The organism is Photobacterium sp. NCIMB 13483 (assembly GCF_003025475.1).
In the GTDB taxonomy this organism is placed as follows: domain Bacteria; phylum Pseudomonadota; class Gammaproteobacteria; order Enterobacterales; family Vibrionaceae; genus Photobacterium; species Photobacterium piscicola.
The window spans coordinates 1-20,125 of the sequence record NZ_PYLV01000017.1; the positions used below are offsets into that span (position 1 = coordinate 1).

A 20,125-nucleotide genomic window follows, 5' to 3' on the forward strand; every position below is an offset into this window, starting at 1 on the left:
ATGGCAGAAAGCTTTGTACTACCAGAAAGGCAGGAAAGAAGTTATCCAAGGGCAGTAAAGAAAAGGCCTAGTCGCTATGCGACTAGGCCTTCAAGGAAGCGTAAATTATCTTAATTCACATGCATTAGGCTAAGGTCGGCATTTTTTATATCTGCTATTTAGCCTACCTTCGCTATTGTCACTTAACTCCCCCTACATTAGTAAAGCCAATACCAACCCATTATTAAGTGAATAAGGTTTAAAACGTATTACCCCATCTATCGTCCTTTTCAAAAATTCACGGTAGAGGATGGTGAAAAAAGACTTTAAATGCAGTTAGTCATATTTTTTTTGATTGCTATTATGTAACATTTATTCCGCCTTATTTAATAAACAATTAACTTATACATCATTACTATCGCGCGCAAATGATCAATAACCAGATCAAATGTTCGACTCATGAAAAGTAAAAAAGCACATATAGTTCATAACAAAAGCCTAAATAAAATTTGAAACTGCTTTTATTGCGATCTGAATATGATTTATTCCCATTTTAAATTGACAAAAAAGCCAAAAAAGACAATTATCAATCCATCAAATGCTCCAGTGCATTCCATATGCTCACTCTGTGGGTTAATAGTCATCATTAATGTACTTAGAGTAAGTATTAATTCTTTTGAACATGGTGCCATTTAAGGCTATAACTAATGCCATCATGACATAAGCCCTATACATAAGGTCGATAGATATGAGCACAAAATTAGAACAACTACGCGCACTAACTACTGTTGTTGCTGACACTGGTGATATCAAAGATATCAGCAAATACCAGCCTGAAGATGCTACAACAAATCCATCATTGATCTTAAAAGCGGCACAAATTGCTGAGTACGCTCCTTTAATTGACCAATCTATTGCTTATGCAAAAGCACAAAGCAATGATAAAGCACAGCAAATCCAAGATACTTGCGACATGCTTGCAGTAAACATTGGTAAAGAAATCTTAAACGTTGTTCCTGGTCGTATCTCAACTGAAGTTGACGCACGTCTTTCTTTCGATACTGAAGGCAGCGTAATTAAAGCACGTCACCTAATCAAACTTTACAACGATGCTGGCATCAGCAACGATCGTATTTTGATTAAACTAGCGTCTACTTGGGAAGGTATTCGTGCAGCTGAGATTCTTGAAAAAGAAGGCATCAACTGTAACCTAACACTTCTATTCTCTTTCGCTCAAGCACGTGCATGTGCTGAAGCTGGCGTATTCCTAATTTCACCATTCGTTGGTCGTATTATGGATTGGTATAAAGCGAAAGAAGGCCGTAGTTTTGAAGCGCAAGAAGATCCAGGCGTTATCTCTGTAACTAATATCTACAACTACTACAAAGAACACGGTTACAATACAGTAGTTATGGGCGCAAGCTTCCGTAGCATTGGTGAGATTCTAGAGCTAGCAGGTTGTGACCGTCTAACTATCAGCCCACAACTTCTTCAAGAACTTGAAGATGCAACTGGTGTTGTTGAGCAGAAACTACTTCCAGCAACAGAGCTAAAAGCACGTCCTGCTGCTATGACTCACGCTGAATTCCTATGGGATCACAACCAAGAAGCAATGGCAGTTGAGAAACTAGCTGAAGGTATTCGTAACTTCGCAGTAGACCAAGGCAAACTAGAGACAATGATCGCAGATCGTCTTTAATCGCTAAGCACTATTTCAAAAAGCGGCTCTTAGAGCCGCTTTCTTAATTTAAATTTACTTAATATTTTGGTGGAAACACTATGGAACATAAAATGTTAGCTAACGCTATTCGTGCTCTAAGCATGGACGGCGTACAACAAGCAAATTCAGGTCACCCAGGCGCACCTATGGGTATGGCTGATATCGCAGAAGTTCTTTGGCGTGGTCATATGGACCATAACCCACAAGACCCTAAATGGGCAGATCGCGACCGTTTTGTATTATCAAACGGCCACGGCTCTATGCTTATTTACTCTCTACTTCACCTAACAGGTTATGACCTATCAATTGACGATCTTAAAAACTTCCGTCAACTGCATTCAAAAACACCAGGTCACCCAGAATACGGTTACGCACCAGGTGTTGAAACAACCACAGGTCCTCTAGGCCAAGGTATTACTAACGCTGTTGGTATGGCGCTTGCTGAAAAAGCAATGGCTGCACAATTCAACCGTGAAGGTCATGATATCGTAAACCACAACACTTACGCTTTCATGGGCGACGGTTGTATGATGGAAGGTATCTCTCACGAAGCATGTTCTCTAGCAGGTACGCTAGGTCTTGGTAAGCTAGTTGCTTTCTGGGATGACAACGGCATCTCTATCGATGGTGAAGTTGAAGGTTGGTTCGCTGACGATACAGCTATGCGCTTTGAAGCTTACGGCTGGCACGTAATTCGTAGCGTTGATGGCCACGATGCAGCAGCAATCAATGCCGCTATTGAAGAAGCAAAAGCTGAAACAGCTAAACCTACTTTGATCTGTTGTAAGACAATCATCGGTTTTGGTTCACCAAACAAGGCAGGTTCTCACGACTGTCACGGTGCTCCACTAGGCGCTGAAGAAATCAAAGCAGCACGTGAATTCCTTGGTTGGAACCACGGTCCTTTTGAAATTCCGGCAGACATCTATGCTGAGTGGGATGCAAAAGAAGCAGGTAAAGCGAAGCAAGCATCTTGGAACGAGAAGTTTGCAGCATATACATCAGCATTCCCTGAGCTAGCGTCTGAGTTTACTCGTCGTATGAACGGTGGTCTACCTGCTAACTGGGAAGCTGAAACAAGCAAAGTTATTGCTGATCTACAAGCAAACCCAGCTAACATTGCATCACGTAAAGCCTCTCAAAACGCACTTGAAGCATTTGGTAAACTATTACCTGAATTCATGGGCGGTTCTGCTGACCTAGCACCTTCAAACCTAACCATGTGGTCTGGTTCTAAGTCAATCACACCAACAGATGCTTCAGGCAACTACATTCACTACGGTGTTCGTGAATTTGGTATGACTGCAATCATCAACGGTATGGCACTACACGGTGGTTTCGTTCCTTACGGCGCAACATTCCTAATGTTCATGGAATACGCACGTAACGCACTACGCATGGCTGCTCTGATGAAAGTTCAGAACATTCAAGTGTACACACACGATTCAATCGGTCTAGGCGAAGATGGTCCAACTCACCAACCAGTTGAGCAAGTATCATCTCTACGTCTAACACCAAACATGAGCACATGGCGCCCATGTGACCAAGTTGAATCTGCTGTTTCTTGGAAATACGCGATTGAACGTAAAGATGGTCCAACATCTTTAATCTTCTCTCGTCAAAACCTAACTCAACAAGATCGTACTGCAGAGCAAGTAGCTAACATCGTTAAGGGTGGTTACATCCTTAAAGATTGTGCTGGTAAGCCAGAGCTAATCTTAATTGCAACAGGTTCTGAAGTGGGTATCGCAGCAGAAGCATACGCAGAGCTAACAGCCGCTGGTCGTCAAGTACGTCTAGTTTCTATGCCTGCTACTGACTTATTTGATAAGCAAGATGCTGCTTACCGTGAAAGCGTATTACCTGCAGATGTTACTGCTCGTATCGCTATTGAAGCAGGTATTGCTGACTTCTGGTACAAGTATGTAGGCCTTAACGGTCGCATCATCGGTATGACAACATTTGGTGAATCAGCGCCTGCTGAAGAGTTATTCAAAATGTTCGGCTTTACTGTTGAAAACATCGTTAACAATGCTAAAGAATTACTAGCATAAGTTAATAATTAATAAGAACCGTATTTGTTGTTCTTAAATAACGAATCTAAAAATGGTCTAACAAATGTTAGGCCATTTTTTTATCTGTTTTTTATCACCTAAGTGTTACTTCATAAGTATTGCTTAATAATCATCCGCAAACAGTCATTATTTTCTCGTTATTTAAACGGAATCCACTCCCCAAAAAATAATTTCAACTGATATCCACAATAAATTTCACCTTGTTGAAAGACAAAAGGCTACTTACTGTATGATAAAAACTATCAAAAATTAACCCGACATTCATTTCTTAAGCATGATATTTTTAGAATTGAGTTCTTTATCACTATGATTACGAGCCTTTAGTAGTAGCACTCGGTGCTACTTTTTACATTCATTTTATAGGTGACTATTTAACATTTACTTCACCCTATTCATCGGGTGGATAGAATATTTGACTATAAAGCTCACTAATCATAATAAATAGCTATTACTTAATGTTAATACCTTTTAAAAACAAATAACTGCTTTGTTTACTCCACAAAAAAGTAATTATTATTAATAGCTATGTTTCCATTTTTATATACTAATATAATAATAAAACTCTATGTTTAATTAAATATCTACATAATGATTTTTGCTTCTTATACCCATTTTAAATATTCAGCAATTATCAAAAATAAAATATTTGATTATAAAAAAGTATATTGTTCAAATTTAAAATAAGCGTAAATTAAACCCCATAGACAGACACAAACTTATTATTAACGCTGTTTATTGAAGGATTAAGAATATGAGTCATAATAGCCAAGAACATCAAGGTTCTCAAAAAGGTCATCAACATACAGCTGAAGCTGAACATGTGAAGATGGAACGTCGTTACGGTGAAGAAGTAGAACACAAACATGACCGTGACCACCATGAAGTACGTGACCATGAAAAAAGCCACCCACACACTCAACATGGTGGCGATCCTGTAGGTCATAAACACCCAGAACAAACTCATGGCGACCGTCATGAACATGACGAACACCGTCATCACAAAACTAAAGAGCATGATCATAAAGAATCATCTCGTGAACATCACAAAACTTCAACTAAATAATTAATTATTTAAGTTTACGTTTTTATTCGTGATATTTTAAAAGCCGATTTAATAGTGGTAATAGTTTTATTATCCATTTAAATCGGCTTTTGTTTTTTATTTTAATACCAATGTTTTTTAAATAAAAATTTATTTTATATTTTATTTAATAAATACGGCGATATAAAGTCAAAAACCTCTTGCTCACACAAACCAACACTTACGTCAATTCCTGCCTGTTTTAACACATCAATACCTTTACCACTATTTCGTGGATCAGGATCAAGGGTAGCAACTACGACTCGCTTTATCCCTTTTTCAACCAAAGTATGTGCACAAGATGGTGTACGACCAACAAACGAACAAGGTTCCAAAGTCACATAAGCGGTCACATCGTTAAGTGGCGATGCATAATTTGCTAATGCCATCGCTTCTGCATGATGACACCCCGGTGATTGCGTAAAACCTTCACTCACAATTTCCCCATCTCGCACTAACACACACCCAACAGGTGGGTTAGGACGACAAGCTGGCAATGCTTGATGTGATAATGCTAATGCACGCTGCATAAAGCTGATTTCTTGCGCTAAATCTGTCATAACAACTTCACTTTAATAATCACAGAGTATCTATTCTATACCGAAATCAGGCCAACCGTTATGTTGAAGCCATGAATGATAAATGAATCAATGACTCACCCTCAATTCAGGTGCCATAGGTTTAAATACCCGTTCTGAATAACATGAGGTTTTTCATGAAACGATTAATAATAACGTTAGCATTATCGCTAGCACTGCATTCATTCTCAGCATTAGCATCAATGCCAACCACCGCCACACAACCCCCGTTAACGACTCAACATATGATTGAGTATATAGATCATACTCATCAACTAACGGCTGCAGAAAAAATTCAAACCGACGTAGTAAGTTCAATCAATACTAATAACTACTTACAGATCAATTCCCATAGAGATCCGCATTTAGAACAACGAGAAGTTATACTGCGTCCTAAGAAAAAATACACCAGTCACTATCAAAGCCATAGTTAATATAAATAATCATTAAGATAATGAAATATTGTCTTTTTCTCTAAATACTCTATTCGCCCAGCTTAATATTGCATCAATCAACTGGGCGAAATTGCCTTTTCTGCATCTTTGACAAGTAAAATACCTTATACTCATCATTTATATGCTTTCTAGCTGTAATTGTTGAGAAATTAAGTAAAAAAATAGCGCCTACAGCATTAATTCATTTAGGGTTCAGAAAAGCTATGTTTTGATACCTATTCGCCAAATAAGCCAAGTGCCAGGCACTTATTAAAAATAAAAGAACTGACGAGTATTATGTTTACGTTTAAAACGACAGTACTAACTAATTTTGTAAACTATCGCCTTATTAGCCTTTTTGGGCTATCAATTATCACTACTGCTGCCGTATTATCAATTAACACCACATCATCAACACGCCATAATGAAATACAACTGCCTTTAATTACTAATCCTCAAGTTGTATTAAATACTCTAAAACCAGCCGCAGTGATCAAAAACATTATATTGCCACCTACTTATGAATATGAAGTAAAACAAGGCGATACACTGAGTGAAATTTTTTCTCGTTTAAATTTGCCACAATCAGATGTCAAAAACATCATGGCTGCAGATTTAAATAGCTTACAGATTGATAACCTACGTCCCAATGATATTTTACGATTTTGGGTAACAGACACAGATCATCGATTAAATAAACTCCAACTGCAATTTAATGTCGCGCATACGATTGACTATACACGAGATAAAAATAACGACTTTGATGTTAAAGAAGTGACCTTACCCGGAGTATGGCGTGAAAAAGTCATCAATGGTGATATTAGTGGAAGTTTTAGCCTTTCAGCGAGAAAAGCGGGTCTAAGTAACAGTGAGATCAGTGAAATCATTGCTATCTTTAAAGATAAGTTGAATTTTACACAAGACGTAAAAGCAGGTGATCGTTTTGAAGTTGTAAGTAAGGCCAAATATGTCAATGATCAAGCAAGTGGTGATACGGAACTTCAGGCAATTCGTATTTACACCAAAAAACACCAATATTCAGCTTATTTAAGCAGTGATGGTAATTTCTATGATCAAAATGGTGAAAGCTTACAGCGCGCATTTTTACGCTATCCAACAACGAAACGGTTCCGTATTAGTTCACAGTTTAACCCTTATCGTCGCCACCCAGTAACAGGACGTATTCAACCTCATAACGGGGTCGATTTTGCAGCCCCAACAGGAACACCGGTATTAGCGACCAGTGATGGTGTCGTAACTCGCGTGACAAATCACCCTTACGCTGGTCGTTATGTGGTAATCAAACACAGTGCTAATTACAGTACCCGTTATCTGCATAATAGCCGCATCTTGGTCAAAGTCGGTCAACGTGTAAAACGCGGTCAAAAAATCGCATTATCTGGTAGAACTGGACGTGTTACTGGCCCTCATATTCACTATGAATTGTTAGTACGTGGCAAACCTGTTAATCCATTAACAGCGAAGATTCCACTAGCCGCATCGGTTTCACATCAACAAAAGAAAGCCTTTGAGCTTGATGTGGTGCAATACAACCGTTTAATGCAGCAGCCATTGCCACCGAAAGAGAGTGAGATTCAAGTCGCTAGCAACGAACCAAAAGATTCGTAATTACCCTATAAAAGGCATTGTTGACCCACAGCAATGCCTTTATTAAACATCACTACAACAGATCCCTTTCACCTTAGATACACTCTGATACATTTATGTTACTTAAAATTCAATTAAACGTGATATTGTTCCTGTTTTAAAATGGATTTAATGATTATTCTCAGACTTTTATAACGCAGTGCCAATACGAAAACATTAATTAATCGTTATCTCTCAATAGCCCATATACAGGACGTATCTATGGCCACAAAAAATATCCCGTTTGAATTTGCAGATCTTATGGTTGAACCGGGAAGCCATGCCAATTGCGAACTTGAAATTGCTCGCCTATATACTCACTCCCCATTATCAGTCTCTGTTGATATTCTGCATGGAAAACATCCAGGCCCAGTATTACTGATCAATGCTGCTATTCATGGTGATGAGCTCAACGGTATTGAAGTTGTACGTCAAGTTATTGAAAAAATAGATTTATCAAAACTACACGGCACTATTATTGCGGTACCTGTCGTTAACGTGTTTGGCTTTATTCATAAATCACGTTATCTTCCAGATCGCCGAGATTTAAACCGTTGTTTTCCAGGCGCAGAACGCGGTTCCATCGCAGGCCGTATGGCGTATCAATACTTTAATCAAGTTGTACGCCGAGCTACTCATGTGGTTGATTTGCATACCGCCGCTATTTATCGTACAAACTTACCACAAATTCGTGCAAATCTTGATAACCCACAAGCAAAAGCAATGGCAATGGCATTTGGCTCTCCGGTAGTGGTTGACGCCAGCCTTCGTGAAGGCTCATTACGTGCCGCAGCCGAAGAATTTAATATTCCCGTGATCACCTTTGAAGCAGGTGAAGCACTTCGCCTTGATGCCCATGCCGTTGGTTCAGGTGTACAAGGTGTATTAAAAGTAATGCAGCACTTAGAAATGTTACGTACGAGCCGCAGTAAAAAAATAGTAGAGCCAATGGTGCCAAAGGCGACACGTTGGGTACGTGCTGATTCTGATGGCTTACTACGCTCACACGTTGCATTAGGTGAAAAAGTAGATAAAAACCAAGTTATTGCGACGATCAGCGATCCTGCTGGTAGTAATCAAATAACAGTGATTGCACCACAAGGTGGCATTGTCATTGGTCAACAAACACTACCACTCGTGAACGAAGGTGATGCTATTTTCCACATTGCGTTTTTTGAAGAACCTGATGGCTTAGTAGAAGAGCAAGTTGAGTCTTATCTTTACGATGCGATTGAAGAGCTTGATGATGATTTAAAATGGGGCATGACCAGCTAATACATCATTATCATTAAAAGATGTCTATAAATAAAGTACAAACAAAAAGAGAAGCATTATTAGCTTCTCTTTTTTATGGTATTTATTTTGTAACTTACTGTTTATTTGCATGTTCGAAGTAATTGCTGATATTTTTCAGGTGTATCAATATCATGATAAATACCACTTGATGCATCTAACTGTAAATATTGCTCTTCACCTGTTTGTAATACTTGTTTCATTTTCGCCGTCGTCGGTAAAGCTAAAATTTGAGGAATTAACGCAGCATCAATTAAAACGGGATGCCCTGTTTGTTGCTTATTACCAGGAAAGACCACTCGCTCATGACGCATTTGCGATAACAACGAAAATACCTGCGGATTGATACAAGGCATATCGGCATGAGTAATAAAAAACCATGAACTGGTTACCGCTGCAATACCCTTTTGAATAGAGCTTAACATACCTTGTTGATAATCAGGATTCACCACCACAAGAATATGTGGCTGATGTTGGTATTGCTGCACCAATTCATCAGCGCGATAACCGGCAACGACTATTACTCTTGAACAAAAGACCAAGGCGTGTTCAATGGCAATATTAAGTAGTGTACTGTCACGATAAGGTAGTATAGGTTTCCATGTCCCCATTCGTGATGACAGCCCCGCAGCAGGTATAACACAATCAACCATGGTGATAATGCCATGAATCACAGTCAATGCCGTTTTTTACTGCGATAACTTCTGCGATCACGGCAATGGCAATTTCAAACGGGGTCTTACTACCAATAGCAATCCCAATTGGCGCATGTAATCGTGCTAATTCAGCCTGAGTATATTCACCAATTCGCATTAATCGTTCACGACGACGAGCACTGTTCACATGTGAACCTAATGCACCAATATAAAACGCATTGGACTCTAATGCTCCCATCAATCCCATGTCATCAACACGAGGATCATGGGCAAGTGCTAACACTGCGGTATAAACATTGGTATAACGCTCAACAAAAGCATCCGCAGAGCACCATTCAACATCAATGCCCCCTTCTGCCGCTGTCCAACGCCAACTTTGACTGTAATTTTCACGAATATCACACAATCTTACAGTAAATCCCGCTCTCACGGCTAACCGTGCAACCTCTTCACTGACTTGGCTTATGCCCAATAATAGTAATTGCCAATGTTGTTGGTAATGCACCGTTAACCAGGGGGAAGGATATAGCGTAGTATCTGTACCACTGACAATATTACGTTGCTCAGTCTCAATATTAATAGCACGAATAAAAGCAGGCGTTTGTTCCGCTGCCGTTAACCAACTATCGACTAAATAACAATCATCAGGGTATAAATGTTCAATTAATAAAGAGATGTGACCACCACACGGCAGTTCATATTGGCTACCATTCGTGGCTAAATGGGTACCATAATCAAACACTTGTAGTGGTTTATCTAGCTCATGTTGTTGAATTAACTTCATAAAAGCATCTTCAATACACCCGCCGGATACCGATCCTGAGCGAATGTCACCATCAGTAGCAAATAAAGCGCCAACAGGACGAGGAGCCGATCCATAAGTGGATAAAATAGTACATAACCACACTGATTTCCCTTGGTGTAGCCATGTCTGACAATCTAATAATACGTGTTTATCTAAGGCATTCATAAGTCGTCTATCACTTTGTTTACTATAACAACAATACCGAAGTTAGCCTGCAATAATGCAGGCTAATCTTAAGCTTAATCGTTAGCTAATTGCTTTTTAACTGCCGCGACTTGCTTTGCGGTGGTCGTTGTTACTTGTGAAGAAAAACGTTTATGCAGATACGTTATCAAATCAGCCATTTGTTGGTCATTTAAGCTATTTTTATATCCAGGCATAGCATAATAAGTTTGATTCTGACTGTAACTTTGTCGCTCAATACCATTATTTAACACAGCTACCGTATTGAAAATATTACTGTTTGCAATAGTCGCATTATTTTCTAACGCAGGGGCCACATTTGGTGTCCCCTGACCATTTTGACCATGGCAACCAGAACACTTATCCATATAAATACGGTATCCTGGTAGTTTAGTATCAAATTGTGATGTAACAAGTGACGTTAACTTAGGTTGTGCCACAGCCGATTGTGGTGGTTGTGTTTGATTCAATAAATAACTGGTTATTGCAGTAATATCATGATCGTCCAGTTGAGTTAGACTATGTTTCTCAACAATGAACATATCATTAAACGCAGTGCCTTTCGGTGATTGTCCTGTTTTTAAGAACTGGGCTAAATTATTAAATGTCCAATGTTCTTGAGCAAGATTTTTTGAGGTAATATTAGGCGCATTAAGATTATTAACTACCGCACCTTCTAGTGCGTGTTGTTGCTCCGTTGCCATCATAAAATTACGCGGAGTATGACACTCACCACAGTGGCCTAATCCTTGCACTAGATATTTACCACGATTCCATAATGGCGTTTTATCCGCGGTAGGTGTAAAGGTCGGTTTATCAAACGCGATAAGATTCCAGACTTTTAATCCCATACGAATATTGAACGGGAACCCAATCCCATTTTCTCTATTCGGTTGAGTCGCAGGTTTGGTTTGCATGAAATACGCATATAACGCGTGCATATCGTGATCGTTAATGCGGTGATACGACGTATAAGGCATCGCAGGGTATAAATTACCTTTAGGTGCAACACCATTACGCACCGCATCAACAAATTGCTGATAACTATAATTACCAATACCGTGCTGTTTATCACTACTAATATTAGTTGAATATAAGGTGCCAAAAGGTGTGTCAAATGCACGCCCACCACCATAAACTTGACCACTATCAATAGTATGACAACCACTGCAATCACCCGCAGCCGCTAAGTATTTACCTTGCGCGATCAATTGTGCCATGTTTTCGGATAATGGCGCTTGTGTATCCGTTGATTCGGCTTGTGCATACACTGCGCCGCTACTTAATAATAAACCACAAATGGCACTGATTTTTAAACTCGGTTTCATTTGACTAACCCCGGCTGTGACAGTACTAAATCTCGCAAACCAACATAGTATTTACGGTAACCAGAACAACGGCAAATATGTTTTTTTAATGCGTTTTCAATCACATCTTCAACCTGTTCTTTATCGACAGGTTGCTTGGCTAATTGCTCAACTAATACGGTTGATTCATTAACAAAACCAGAAGTACACCAACCACATTGAAAAGAAAAATGATCCACAAATGTTTGCTGTACTGGGCTTAATGCTGTGATCTGCCCCATTAAATTACGTTTTGCGTGACCTTCGACGGTACGCAGTTTTTTGCCGTTAAAATTACCAACACCATTGATACAAGTACGTTCCGTATGCGAGCCACCATCGGCATCATCCACAATGATAGAGCAGGCGTGACAAACACCAATACCACAACCAAACTTAGTACCAGTTAACCCTTGATATTCATGAAGAAAATCAATCATTTTTACTGATTCGTCAACATCAACTGGACCGACAACATTACCGTTAATAGTCATTGTTACAGTGATCATGCGAGTGCTTCCTTAATATCATTTGCGGTTACAGGTAAGTGGTAAAAACGTTTATTAGTAATTTGATAAAGTGCTTCAGTAACAGCCGCGACAATTGGAATCATCACCACTTCAGCAATACCTTTGCGCTGATCAGAGTTATTAAATGGCGGCAAAATAGTATGATTCATTTGCCATACACCCACATCTGTCGCTAATGGCACCTGATAACGATTGAGGTTCCAAGTACCATTACCTGGACCTTCTTCACCTGGTGGTAAGTATTCGTGCAATACATGCCCAATCCCCATCACCAAACCGCCTTCAATTTGACCTTCAACCAACTCTTTAACGATCACTTTACCTGCATCAAGCCAAGTTTGAGTGGCAACAATTTCAACTTTACCTGAGCCTTCTTCAACCGCTAATTCGACCAAGACTGCACAAGGGGCGTAATACACCACCATTGCATTATTTAAAACAGTCGCTGGATAGTTAACATTGCTACGGTCTAATAAATGCCAGCCATCACTGGCCATTAATTTTTTCTTATTCGCATTAGCACCATGGCCATATTTCACTGCCATTGCATCTAATTGATACGTTTTTGTCTGTCCTTCAACAGTGAAATCTGCATCCACCCAGCCCCAACGGTTAAATGTATGCACCATTGCACCGGCCACTAAACCTTGCTGATGAACATGCCGTGCTAACATATCAAGAGGTAATGGCTCCATCCCTTTAGCACTTAACTTACCATCAACCCAAACAGCATCTTCCATTGCACCAAAATCTATCGCAGCCAGATCACCGCTGTAATACAACTTAGCCCAAATAGCTTTTGCCGCAGGCCATAATCCGTATTCAAAAATTACTTTCGCTGCATTTTCTGTTGCTTTAGATTGGAAATAAGCCGACGTTGATGCAGACGATGCATAAGGAATCGTTGGTGTCCAACGTGGATTTTGTTGCATTTTATCTTGGTAGGCTTGACTCATCGTAAATGGTGATTGAGTATTGATCATCTGTAACGGATCCCAACCATGCACTTCAGCAAGGTTGATAGTATCAGCAGGACGGCCAAAATAATCAGCTAAAACAGCTGCTTGTGATGTTTGTGCGCCAGTACCGATTTCCACCGCAGAAATACCCATCACTAAACGACCGTTTTTATCCATTTCAATATAAGTTGAAGGTGCATCATCACCCGCACCATAATCTTTAGTACAAATGGCAAAACCCGTACCAAAGCGTTTATTTGGATATTTCGCTTCATAGGTTTTACGGCGTTGTTCACGCTGGGTCCACATTTCATGCTGCTGTGCTTGTTTTAATATTTCAGCATAATGTTCAGTGCTGGTTGGTACCGCACCTTGGGTATTCAATTGGCCCGTTTGAATCGTATTACGAAGTCTTAAATCAATCGGATCAATATTGAGCAATTGTGCTGCTTCATTAACCATCATTTCCATGGCTGACATTGTCTGTAACGTACCAAAACCACGCATAGAACCTGATGCGGGGTTTTCAGACACATTGGCAACAGCGGTAATATCATTTTTAGGGAAATAATAAATTGACTGCAATGCACTCGCGCCGACTTCAGCAACAACAGAGCTGAAGTTTTCACGGCCACCGCCATCAAGATCCATGTAACTCACAATCCCTTGGAATTTACCGGTTGTTTTATCAATCGCTAATTGGTTGTGCATCTTAAAAGGATGACGTTTTAAACCTGATTGAAACTGTTGGAAGCGATCGTTTGCCATACGTACAGGATGTTTACTGTACATCGCAGCTAATAAACCGTAATAAGGCAAGATAGAGTGATCTTTACCACCAAAGCCACCACCAATAAACGGGGAATGCACAACCAAGTTCTTCACTTTACCTGCAAGAGGACCATTGTTAAGCATCTTGGTTGCAAAGCCAAATAAGTTAGCTGGAGATTGCGAAGACGGAATGGTGTGCATGGTCTGAGTTTTAGGATCAAACCACCCATTAAAGCATTCTGGCTCTAAGAACATCGGATCAATAAATTGAGTTTGATAATTACGATCTAACACAAAATTATTATCATCTTTTAAGCTTGCTTTAATATCGTCAGCAACCGCCATTTGTTGCTCTAATGCTGTACCGAGATGATTGGGTTGTGGCCAAAATGGTTTATGATCAACATAATTAGGGAAATTAACACCATTTTTTAATGCGCTGTATTTATCAGGCAATACACCTGCCGTATTACCTTGCTCACGAGTAATACGCCAGACTCCCCACGGATCTTTCTCTGTTGCGACTAAAGGCTGTTGCTTACCATATTTAATAATTTCACTATTAAACTGCAATATATTTTTAGCGCGATGATAAGTAAGAAAATCATCAAAAATAAGTAACATAACAGCCTGACCAATATAATCAGGCATAGCTCCTTCAGCCACTAACATATTTGTGCCATAAAATTGTGGCAATTCAATTTTATCTTTAGTTAATGTTGCTGCTGTAACAATATTACTAGGTCGAGCATTTGCTGATAACAGACTTAAATCAACACCTTGATAAATACGATCAGCACGATCGGCACGAATATAAAAAGCCCATGACTGCTCACTTGGCCAACCGTCAATATCGGTTGATCGTAAATCACGTCCATACACTTTTTCACCCGTCACTTTAGCAATAGCATCACTTCGAAAACGTACTTTAAAATCAGATTTCCAAGATGATGCTAATTCAGGAGCAACTAAACTATTACTCCCATCTAAATTAAGATTAAATCGGGCTAAAGCGGGGACTGTATAAACGCAGATACCAGCAATGATACCATGTTTAATAAAACTCCTTCGCGAAAGTTCCATTGACATGATTAACTCCTTTAACGTTCTCGTTATAATTTTTATATTATTTCAAATCTAAAATTCTATTTCCTGCTAAACCATTACTAATGGAATGGTCATTAACAAAAAATAAGAATAGCGAGTTAAAATTACTATTTACACAAAATAGATATACCTAGTATTGCGTATTTTATACTTCCGCATCATATACACAACAATGAATTAAAACCAAAAATATGAATACTTATTTAAATTAAATAAAGACAACATAAAAACAACAACAAGGTTTACATTCGATAATTTTTTTTGCTAAACAGACAATAAATAAACTATTTTCACAACGGTAAAGAGATCTTTATTCAAAAAAAAACAGATTTCAAATTAATATTGATTTATAAGTTATCAAGTTAGTCTATTAAAGTATCGTCATTTTTATGACGCTCAAACCATATATAATAAAAAAGGATAGGTTATTAAACCTATCCTTTTTTTATCTAGTAACAAATTGATTAATTTTTATATCAATGACGGTATGATTCATAAAGGAACCAGACACGACGCTCTGTTTCATCAATCCAATTATCAATCATACTCACTGAAGAAAAATCATTACGTTCATCACATAAAATATGTGCGGCACGAAGTTCAGCGGCTAATTGTTTATTATCTTCACACAACTCAGCAAGCATATCTGCGGGCTCAACATAGTCAGCATCGTTATCTAAAATGCGCTGCATACGAGCAATTTCACCAATTGAACGAATAGTACGACCACCAATTTTACGTGCACGTTCAGCAATATCATCAGTCATTGCAAATAACTGAGTACTTTGCTCATCTAACATTAAATGGTAATCGCGGAAATGCGCACCACTCATATGCCAATGAAAGTTTTTGGTTTTCATATAAATCGCAAACACATCAGCTAAAATTGCAGTTAATGCGCCACTGATCTCTTTAGTCGCGTCTACACATAGATCTGTAGGTGTGGCTAGAGGACGAGTGAGATGTTGTTTAGCATCTTCAATTTGAACTTCATTCAAGATTGTAGTACTCATCGTCTTATCCTTAGTAATAATTTTGTGAACATCATTACTATAGGCTGTTTGATTTGTATGACAATAGTGAGTACCAGCAGATAAATGCAACCTAATTTTACTTTCTTCTCGATTAATAGTATTAGTTTTAATTCAGTATAATTATAAGCATTTCTATTTTTTTGAAATGATAATTAGATAAAATTTGCTTAAATATAGCCAGCTGTTTACCCTCTAAAAACAGACACCTCAATAATAATGATATAGGTAACACAATGGACAATTCATTTGGATACGCAATTGGTACTCCGGGAATAAAATGGAGCGCCACAGAAAAAGCTGCATGGTTAGCACAAACCACCATTAAACGTAGTTACCTTGAGCAAGTTGTTTCCCACATTCATACTTTAAGTGAAAAATTCGATGTTGAGCAATATGGTGCACTGTCTTACTCACCTGAAAAATATCCACTATTTGTCATTAAGACTCGCCATTGGGATAACGCAAAACCAACGATCTTAATCACGGGGGGGATTCATGGTTATGAAACTAGTGGTGTTCATGGTGCATTAACGTTCTTGGCACAAAAAGCACAACAATACAGTACTGATTTTAATATTATGGTCGTGCCTTGTGTAAGCCCATGGGGATATGAAACGATCAATCGTTGGAATCCTAATGCAGTCGATCCAAACCGCTCATTTTATGCAAATAGCCCAGCAGAAGAATCTGCCGCATTAATGAAGCTCGTTCAAGCTCAGCATACACATTTTCTCGCTCACCTTGATTTGCATGAAACCACTGATAGTGATGAAAGTGAATTTAGACCAGCGCTTGCCGCACGTGATGGTAAAGAATATATCGCCGATATTGTACCTGACGGTTTTTATGGCGTCGGCGATACTGAAAACCCACAACATGACTTTCAAAAAGCCATTATTGATTCAGTGCGCCATGTTACTCACATTGCCCCCGCTGACAATGATGGTAATATTATTGGAGAGCCAATTACCCAAGAAGGTGTGATTAATTACCCACTAAAAGCATTAGGTTTATGTGCTAGCGTAACTGACGCTTTGTATACTTCAACGACTGAAGTTTATCCAGATAGCCCTCGTGTTACAGATCAAGAGTGTAATATGGCCCAAGTAGCGGCCATTATTGGTGCTCTTGAATATTTAAAACACCACCAGTCGTAAGCTCTTTTTTATCCACTCTAAAACGCGCTATACTGATTATTTAGTGTAGCGCGAAGGTTTTTATTATGTGCACTTACTTCAATACGATGGATTCCCCCATTGGATGCTTAACACTGTACGCTACTGACCATGCGTTAACAGCTATCCTCTATCAAGATCAAACACCGCAACCTGAAACAGCAACCTATATGCCACAACACCCATTATTAGTTGAATGTGAACAGCAATTACAACAGTATTTCACAGGGACTCGCCAACAATTTGATTTACCATTGGCACCTAAAGGCACTGATTTTCAGCAACGTGTGTGGCAATCGTTATGCACAATCCCATATGGTGTGTGCTGGAGTTACCAGCAACTCGCTATCTCAATTGGTAATATTAAAGCATGCCAAGCTGTTGGAATGGCAAACAGTAAAAACCCGTTATCCATTGTCATTCCATGCCACCGCGTTATTGGTAAAAACGGTACATTAACTGGCTATGCTGGCGGATTAGATAAAAAACAAACACTGTTGGCTTTAGAGCAAGAGCACGCCTAATTCCAACCGATAATCCAAGTTTGGTCATTTTTTAAATCATGCCAATCAATATCATACAGTTTATTTGTCATTACAGCTTGAATAACACATTTTTCTACTTGCTGATTTTCATTAAATAATACTGTAACTATCTCAAAATGTTTTTCTTTATTATCTACAACCACTTTCGTCCATTTGCTATGAAGTAACGCTTTGGGATTCACTGGATTCGTCATCATTAATTTCCTGACTGAACATTCGTTACTACCCTAACATGCTCACGCTGTAACATACATGCTTGCTCACGTAAAATCTCCGTCAAGGAATCTAGCCGTTGAACCACTATTGATGCCTGATCAGTAAAAGGCAAATCGTCACCATTAGTCACTAAACATGATGGCATATTTGCGCGAAAAGCAGCTTGTAAATCATAAATATAATCACCAACATAGAGTATATTTTGTGGTGCAAGTTGACACTGTTGAGTAATATCAAGTAAGGCATCTGGTGCGGGTTTTGGTGGAAAATCTTCACGTGAAACAATACGATCAAATTGCAATTGATGGTGCTCTATCTTCAGTTTTGCCGCTTGAATACAGTTACGTGTGACCACTGCGGTAGGTATATTTTGCTGACGAAGATAAGACAGTAAAGCGTGACAGCCGGGCATAATAGATGACTGACGAGCATCTATAATTTCATGTTCGATGACTTTATCTTCGAGCTGCTTACGGTGAGTTACATCGGGAATATCAGCAATATATTGCAATAGATCGATATCTGCTGCACAGCATAATTGTTGGCGTAACCAATCAAAATCTAATGCTGAACTTACAAGTGTGTTATCTAAATCAAAAATAACACCACTGATCATATTGTAAGGGATTGGGGTATACATGCCATTCTCCATCATCAATAACGCAATAATAACAGTGTATGAACATATGCACTTGGTGGCAATTATTGACCTTTAATTCAGCGAGTATGATCACGTCTTATGTTATACCTCAAGCTACTTAATAAAACAGTAGCTTGAGATTAAGGTTAAAATCGAATCAATCAATAATACTCACCTTCGATTGCTCATAACGTAACAGATACACTTTTGCTTGTGGTTTGCCCGTGCCATTTTCTCCCCCCACCATCAGGACCCCTGCTGGAGTAGAAAAAGATGCACCATAGGCTAACCCTTGTGGCAATTTCGTGGACGCTAACGCCCATTTACCACCACGGTAAGTATAAATATCCTCACTCCAATGTTTACTTAAACCATCATGAGCAAACCAATCACCTTGATCAGCTTTTGCTCTTGCACCAACAAAATTAGCGCCACCAGCAACAATTAATGAACCTTGATTTGTTCCTGCATAAGCGCCAGCAACACCTTCTTGTAATTGACCATTAGCAGCATCAGGTAAAGGTGCTAATGATTGCCAATTAACGTCATCCCCTTTAATGGTCACTGTTTTCACTATTGGTGTGCGTAAACCGGGTTTAATCTCACCACTGATTAGAGTAATGCGATCTTTATCCCCAACCAATGCTGCTCCACAATTTGCTAAATACGGACTGTTGCCTTTTGTCGACCAAGTATTGCTATCGGTATGGTAAATCTGAATAGCTTGATTCCAATGATAAGATTCAGGTGCGCGATCCATAAAATCAGTGACAGTTTGTTGCCATTTTTGGGGTTCGGCCTGTTTATCAATGGCAGTAATAGCACTCAAATATTGATCAAATTGCGGCTTATTATAACCACCAAAAATAGCAATTTCGGTTTGATTAAGAGGATAAGCCGCCGCTCCTAACAGACCCACTGGTGTTTGTGTATTTTGCTTACTCCAAGTGTTATTTTGAATATCGTAAACATAGACGCTATCAAAAATAATGGGAGATTTATCGGTTACCGCAGCTTTACCCGAGCCTGAAAAAATATAAATTTTTCCATTAACCGCCGCCGCCGTTGCTTGATCGGTTATCGGGCCAATAAAATCAGCTAATTTTTGCCACTGAGGCTGACGACTTGCTGTGTCCATCATATAAAATGACTGACCAGCAGTGCCTAGGCCAACATAAACAATATTATCAGCTTGCGCACTAATGCCATTTTTGATCGGTTGCGGTAAATCCGGCCACAATTGTTGTGCAGTAACGCTAGTAGATAAAGACAATAAAGCACACACCATTGCGAATCGAGTACATGATTTTTTCATAACATCTCCCATCAATGCTAATCATCAATACAATCA

At 39.1% G+C, this 20,125-nt stretch carries 18 protein-coding genes; 8 read left to right on the forward strand and 10 right to left on the reverse strand.

The window, feature by feature from the left end; genetic code table 11:
- The first annotated feature begins 727 nt into the window (after positions 1–727).
- From tal to C9I86_RS13415, 3 genes are all read left to right on the forward strand, one after another.
- Entirely contained in the window at positions 728–1,678 is a 951-nt protein-coding gene (tal, locus tag C9I86_RS13405; RefSeq protein ID WP_080156371.1) for a transaldolase, read from the forward strand.
- Positions 1,679–1,758: 80 nt separating this feature from the next.
- Entirely contained in the window at positions 1,759–3,753 is a 1,995-nt protein-coding gene (tkt, locus tag C9I86_RS13410; protein WP_107276637.1) for a transketolase, read from the forward strand.
- 772 nt (positions 3,754–4,525) lie between these two features.
- Positions 4,526–4,837, forward strand: a complete 312-nt coding sequence (locus tag C9I86_RS13415; RefSeq protein WP_080156373.1) for a cation diffusion facilitator family transporter — start codon at positions 4,526–4,528, stop codon at positions 4,835–4,837.
- Positions 4,838–4,971: 134 nt separating this feature from the next.
- Here C9I86_RS13415 and C9I86_RS13420 read toward each other — a convergent pair whose 3' ends face one another.
- Positions 4,972–5,415 (reverse strand): bifunctional diaminohydroxyphosphoribosylaminopyrimidine deaminase/5-amino-6-(5-phosphoribosylamino)uracil reductase RibD, encoded by a 444-nt coding sequence (locus C9I86_RS13420; protein WP_107276638.1) that lies wholly within the window; start codon positions 5,413–5,415, stop codon positions 4,972–4,974.
- Between the two features lie 155 nt (positions 5,416–5,570).
- Here C9I86_RS13420 and C9I86_RS13425 point away from each other — a divergent pair, with 155 nt between their 5' ends.
- The 3 genes from C9I86_RS13425 to C9I86_RS13435 all read left to right on the forward strand — a co-directional run bounded on the left by C9I86_RS13425 (position 5,571) and on the right by C9I86_RS13435 (position 8,789).
- The gene (locus C9I86_RS13425; protein WP_107276639.1) at positions 5,571–5,867 is read left to right on the forward strand and encodes a hypothetical protein; all 297 of its coding nucleotides are present in this window, start codon (positions 5,571–5,573) and stop codon (positions 5,865–5,867) included.
- A gap of 297 nt (positions 5,868–6,164) precedes the next feature.
- Positions 6,165–7,496, forward strand: coding sequence for a peptidoglycan DD-metalloendopeptidase family protein (locus tag C9I86_RS13430; protein ID WP_080156376.1), 1,332 nt, complete (start codon positions 6,165–6,167; stop codon positions 7,494–7,496).
- 240 nt (positions 7,497–7,736) lie between these two features.
- Positions 7,737–8,789, forward strand: a complete 1,053-nt coding sequence (locus C9I86_RS13435; RefSeq protein WP_080156377.1) for a succinylglutamate desuccinylase/aspartoacylase family protein — start codon at positions 7,737–7,739, stop codon at positions 8,787–8,789.
- Between the two features lie 101 nt (positions 8,790–8,890).
- Here C9I86_RS13435 and C9I86_RS13440 read toward each other — a convergent pair whose 3' ends face one another.
- From C9I86_RS13440 to C9I86_RS13465, 6 genes are all read right to left on the reverse strand, one after another.
- The gene (locus C9I86_RS13440) at positions 8,891–9,460 is read right to left on the reverse strand and encodes an NTP transferase domain-containing protein (RefSeq protein ID WP_107276640.1); all 570 of its coding nucleotides are present in this window, start codon (positions 9,458–9,460) and stop codon (positions 8,891–8,893) included.
- Positions 9,453–10,433: an XdhC family protein gene (locus tag C9I86_RS13445; RefSeq protein WP_107276641.1), complete on the reverse strand. Its 981-nt coding sequence runs from the start codon at positions 10,431–10,433 to the stop codon at positions 9,453–9,455. The genes C9I86_RS13440 and C9I86_RS13445 overlap by 8 nt, the downstream gene beginning before the upstream one ends.
- Positions 10,434–10,507: 74 nt before the next feature.
- Complete coding sequence (locus C9I86_RS13450; RefSeq protein ID WP_080156380.1) at positions 10,508–11,779, reverse strand: cytochrome c; 1,272 nt, start codon at positions 11,777–11,779, stop codon at positions 10,508–10,510.
- Complete coding sequence (locus tag C9I86_RS13455) at positions 11,776–12,306, reverse strand: (2Fe-2S)-binding protein (RefSeq protein WP_107276642.1); 531 nt, start codon at positions 12,304–12,306, stop codon at positions 11,776–11,778. The genes C9I86_RS13450 and C9I86_RS13455 overlap by 4 nt, the downstream gene beginning before the upstream one ends.
- Complete coding sequence (locus C9I86_RS13460; RefSeq protein WP_199190793.1) at positions 12,303–15,146, reverse strand: xanthine dehydrogenase family protein molybdopterin-binding subunit; 2,844 nt, start codon at positions 15,144–15,146, stop codon at positions 12,303–12,305. Before C9I86_RS13460 ends, C9I86_RS13455 begins: the two co-directional genes overlap by 4 nt.
- Before the next feature lie 494 nt (positions 15,147–15,640).
- Entirely contained in the window at positions 15,641–16,177 is a 537-nt protein-coding gene (locus C9I86_RS13465) for a Dps family protein (protein ID WP_080156383.1), read from the reverse strand.
- A gap of 254 nt (positions 16,178–16,431) precedes the next feature.
- Here C9I86_RS13465 and C9I86_RS13470 point away from each other — a divergent pair, with 254 nt between their 5' ends.
- Both C9I86_RS13470 and C9I86_RS13475 read left to right on the forward strand, forming a co-directional pair.
- Positions 16,432–17,355 carry a M14 family metallocarboxypeptidase gene (locus tag C9I86_RS13470; protein ID WP_107276644.1) on the forward strand — a complete coding sequence of 308 codons (924 nt, stop codon included), beginning with the start codon at positions 16,432–16,434 and terminating at the stop codon, positions 17,353–17,355.
- Positions 17,356–17,420: 65 nt separating this feature from the next.
- A complete protein-coding gene (locus tag C9I86_RS13475) occupies positions 17,421–17,897 on the forward strand; it encodes a methylated-DNA--[protein]-cysteine S-methyltransferase (protein ID WP_080156385.1) in 477 nt (158 codons plus the stop codon).
- On the opposite strand, the gene C9I86_RS13480 is transcribed toward C9I86_RS13475, so the two are convergent.
- The 3 genes from C9I86_RS13480 to C9I86_RS13490 all read right to left on the reverse strand — a co-directional run bounded on the left by C9I86_RS13480 (position 17,894) and on the right by C9I86_RS13490 (position 20,089).
- Positions 17,894–18,115: a TIGR02450 family Trp-rich protein gene (locus C9I86_RS13480; RefSeq protein WP_235865806.1), complete on the reverse strand. Its 222-nt coding sequence runs from the start codon at positions 18,113–18,115 to the stop codon at positions 17,894–17,896. The genes C9I86_RS13475 and C9I86_RS13480 overlap by 4 nt on opposite strands.
- A complete protein-coding gene (locus tag C9I86_RS13485) occupies positions 18,115–18,774 on the reverse strand; it encodes an HAD family hydrolase (RefSeq protein ID WP_107276645.1) in 660 nt (219 codons plus the stop codon). Before C9I86_RS13485 ends, C9I86_RS13480 begins: the two co-directional genes overlap by 1 nt.
- A 157-nt stretch (positions 18,775–18,931) precedes the next feature.
- Positions 18,932–20,089, reverse strand: coding sequence for an N-acetylneuraminate epimerase (locus C9I86_RS13490; protein ID WP_107276646.1), 1,158 nt, complete (start codon positions 20,087–20,089; stop codon positions 18,932–18,934).
- Positions 20,090–20,125: the final 36 nt, after the last annotated feature.

Bases quoted from the DNA above. Each gene is read 5' to 3' on its own strand.
- C9I86_RS13420 (WP_107276638.1), bottom strand. From the start codon at position 5,415: ATGACAGATTTAGCGCAAGAAATCAGCTTTATGCAGCGTGCATTAGCA.
- C9I86_RS13435 (WP_080156377.1), top strand. From the start codon at position 7,737: ATGGCCACAAAAAATATCCCGTTTGAATTTGCAGATCTTATGGTTGAA.
- C9I86_RS13480 (WP_235865806.1), bottom strand. From the start codon at position 18,115: ATGATGACGAATCCAGTGAATCCCAAAGCGTTACTTCATAGCAAATGG.
- tal (WP_080156371.1), top strand. From the start codon at position 728: ATGAGCACAAAATTAGAACAACTACGCGCACTAACTACTGTTGTTGCT.
- C9I86_RS13485 (WP_107276645.1), bottom strand. From the start codon at position 18,774: ATGTATACCCCAATCCCTTACAATATGATCAGTGGTGTTATTTTTGAT.
- C9I86_RS13460 (WP_199190793.1), bottom strand. From the start codon at position 15,146: ATGTCAATGGAACTTTCGCGAAGGAGTTTTATTAAACATGGTATCATT.
- C9I86_RS13425 (WP_107276639.1), top strand. From the start codon at position 5,571: ATGAAACGATTAATAATAACGTTAGCATTATCGCTAGCACTGCATTCA.
- C9I86_RS13440 (WP_107276640.1), bottom strand. From the start codon at position 9,460: ATGGTTGATTGTGTTATACCTGCTGCGGGGCTGTCATCACGAATGGGG.
- C9I86_RS13455 (WP_107276642.1), bottom strand. From the start codon at position 12,306: ATGATCACTGTAACAATGACTATTAACGGTAATGTTGTCGGTCCAGTT.
- tkt (WP_107276637.1), top strand. From the start codon at position 1,759: ATGGAACATAAAATGTTAGCTAACGCTATTCGTGCTCTAAGCATGGAC.
- C9I86_RS13415 (WP_080156373.1), top strand. From the start codon at position 4,526: ATGAGTCATAATAGCCAAGAACATCAAGGTTCTCAAAAAGGTCATCAA.
- C9I86_RS13465 (WP_080156383.1), bottom strand. From the start codon at position 16,177: ATGAGTACTACAATCTTGAATGAAGTTCAAATTGAAGATGCTAAACAA.
- C9I86_RS13445 (WP_107276641.1), bottom strand. From the start codon at position 10,433: ATGAATGCCTTAGATAAACACGTATTATTAGATTGTCAGACATGGCTA.
- C9I86_RS13430 (WP_080156376.1), top strand. From the start codon at position 6,165: ATGTTTACGTTTAAAACGACAGTACTAACTAATTTTGTAAACTATCGC.
- C9I86_RS13450 (WP_080156380.1), bottom strand. From the start codon at position 11,779: ATGAAACCGAGTTTAAAAATCAGTGCCATTTGTGGTTTATTATTAAGT.
- C9I86_RS13470 (WP_107276644.1), top strand. From the start codon at position 16,432: ATGGACAATTCATTTGGATACGCAATTGGTACTCCGGGAATAAAATGG.
- C9I86_RS13475 (WP_080156385.1), top strand. From the start codon at position 17,421: ATGTGCACTTACTTCAATACGATGGATTCCCCCATTGGATGCTTAACA.
- C9I86_RS13490 (WP_107276646.1), bottom strand. From the start codon at position 20,089: ATGAAAAAATCATGTACTCGATTCGCAATGGTGTGTGCTTTATTGTCT.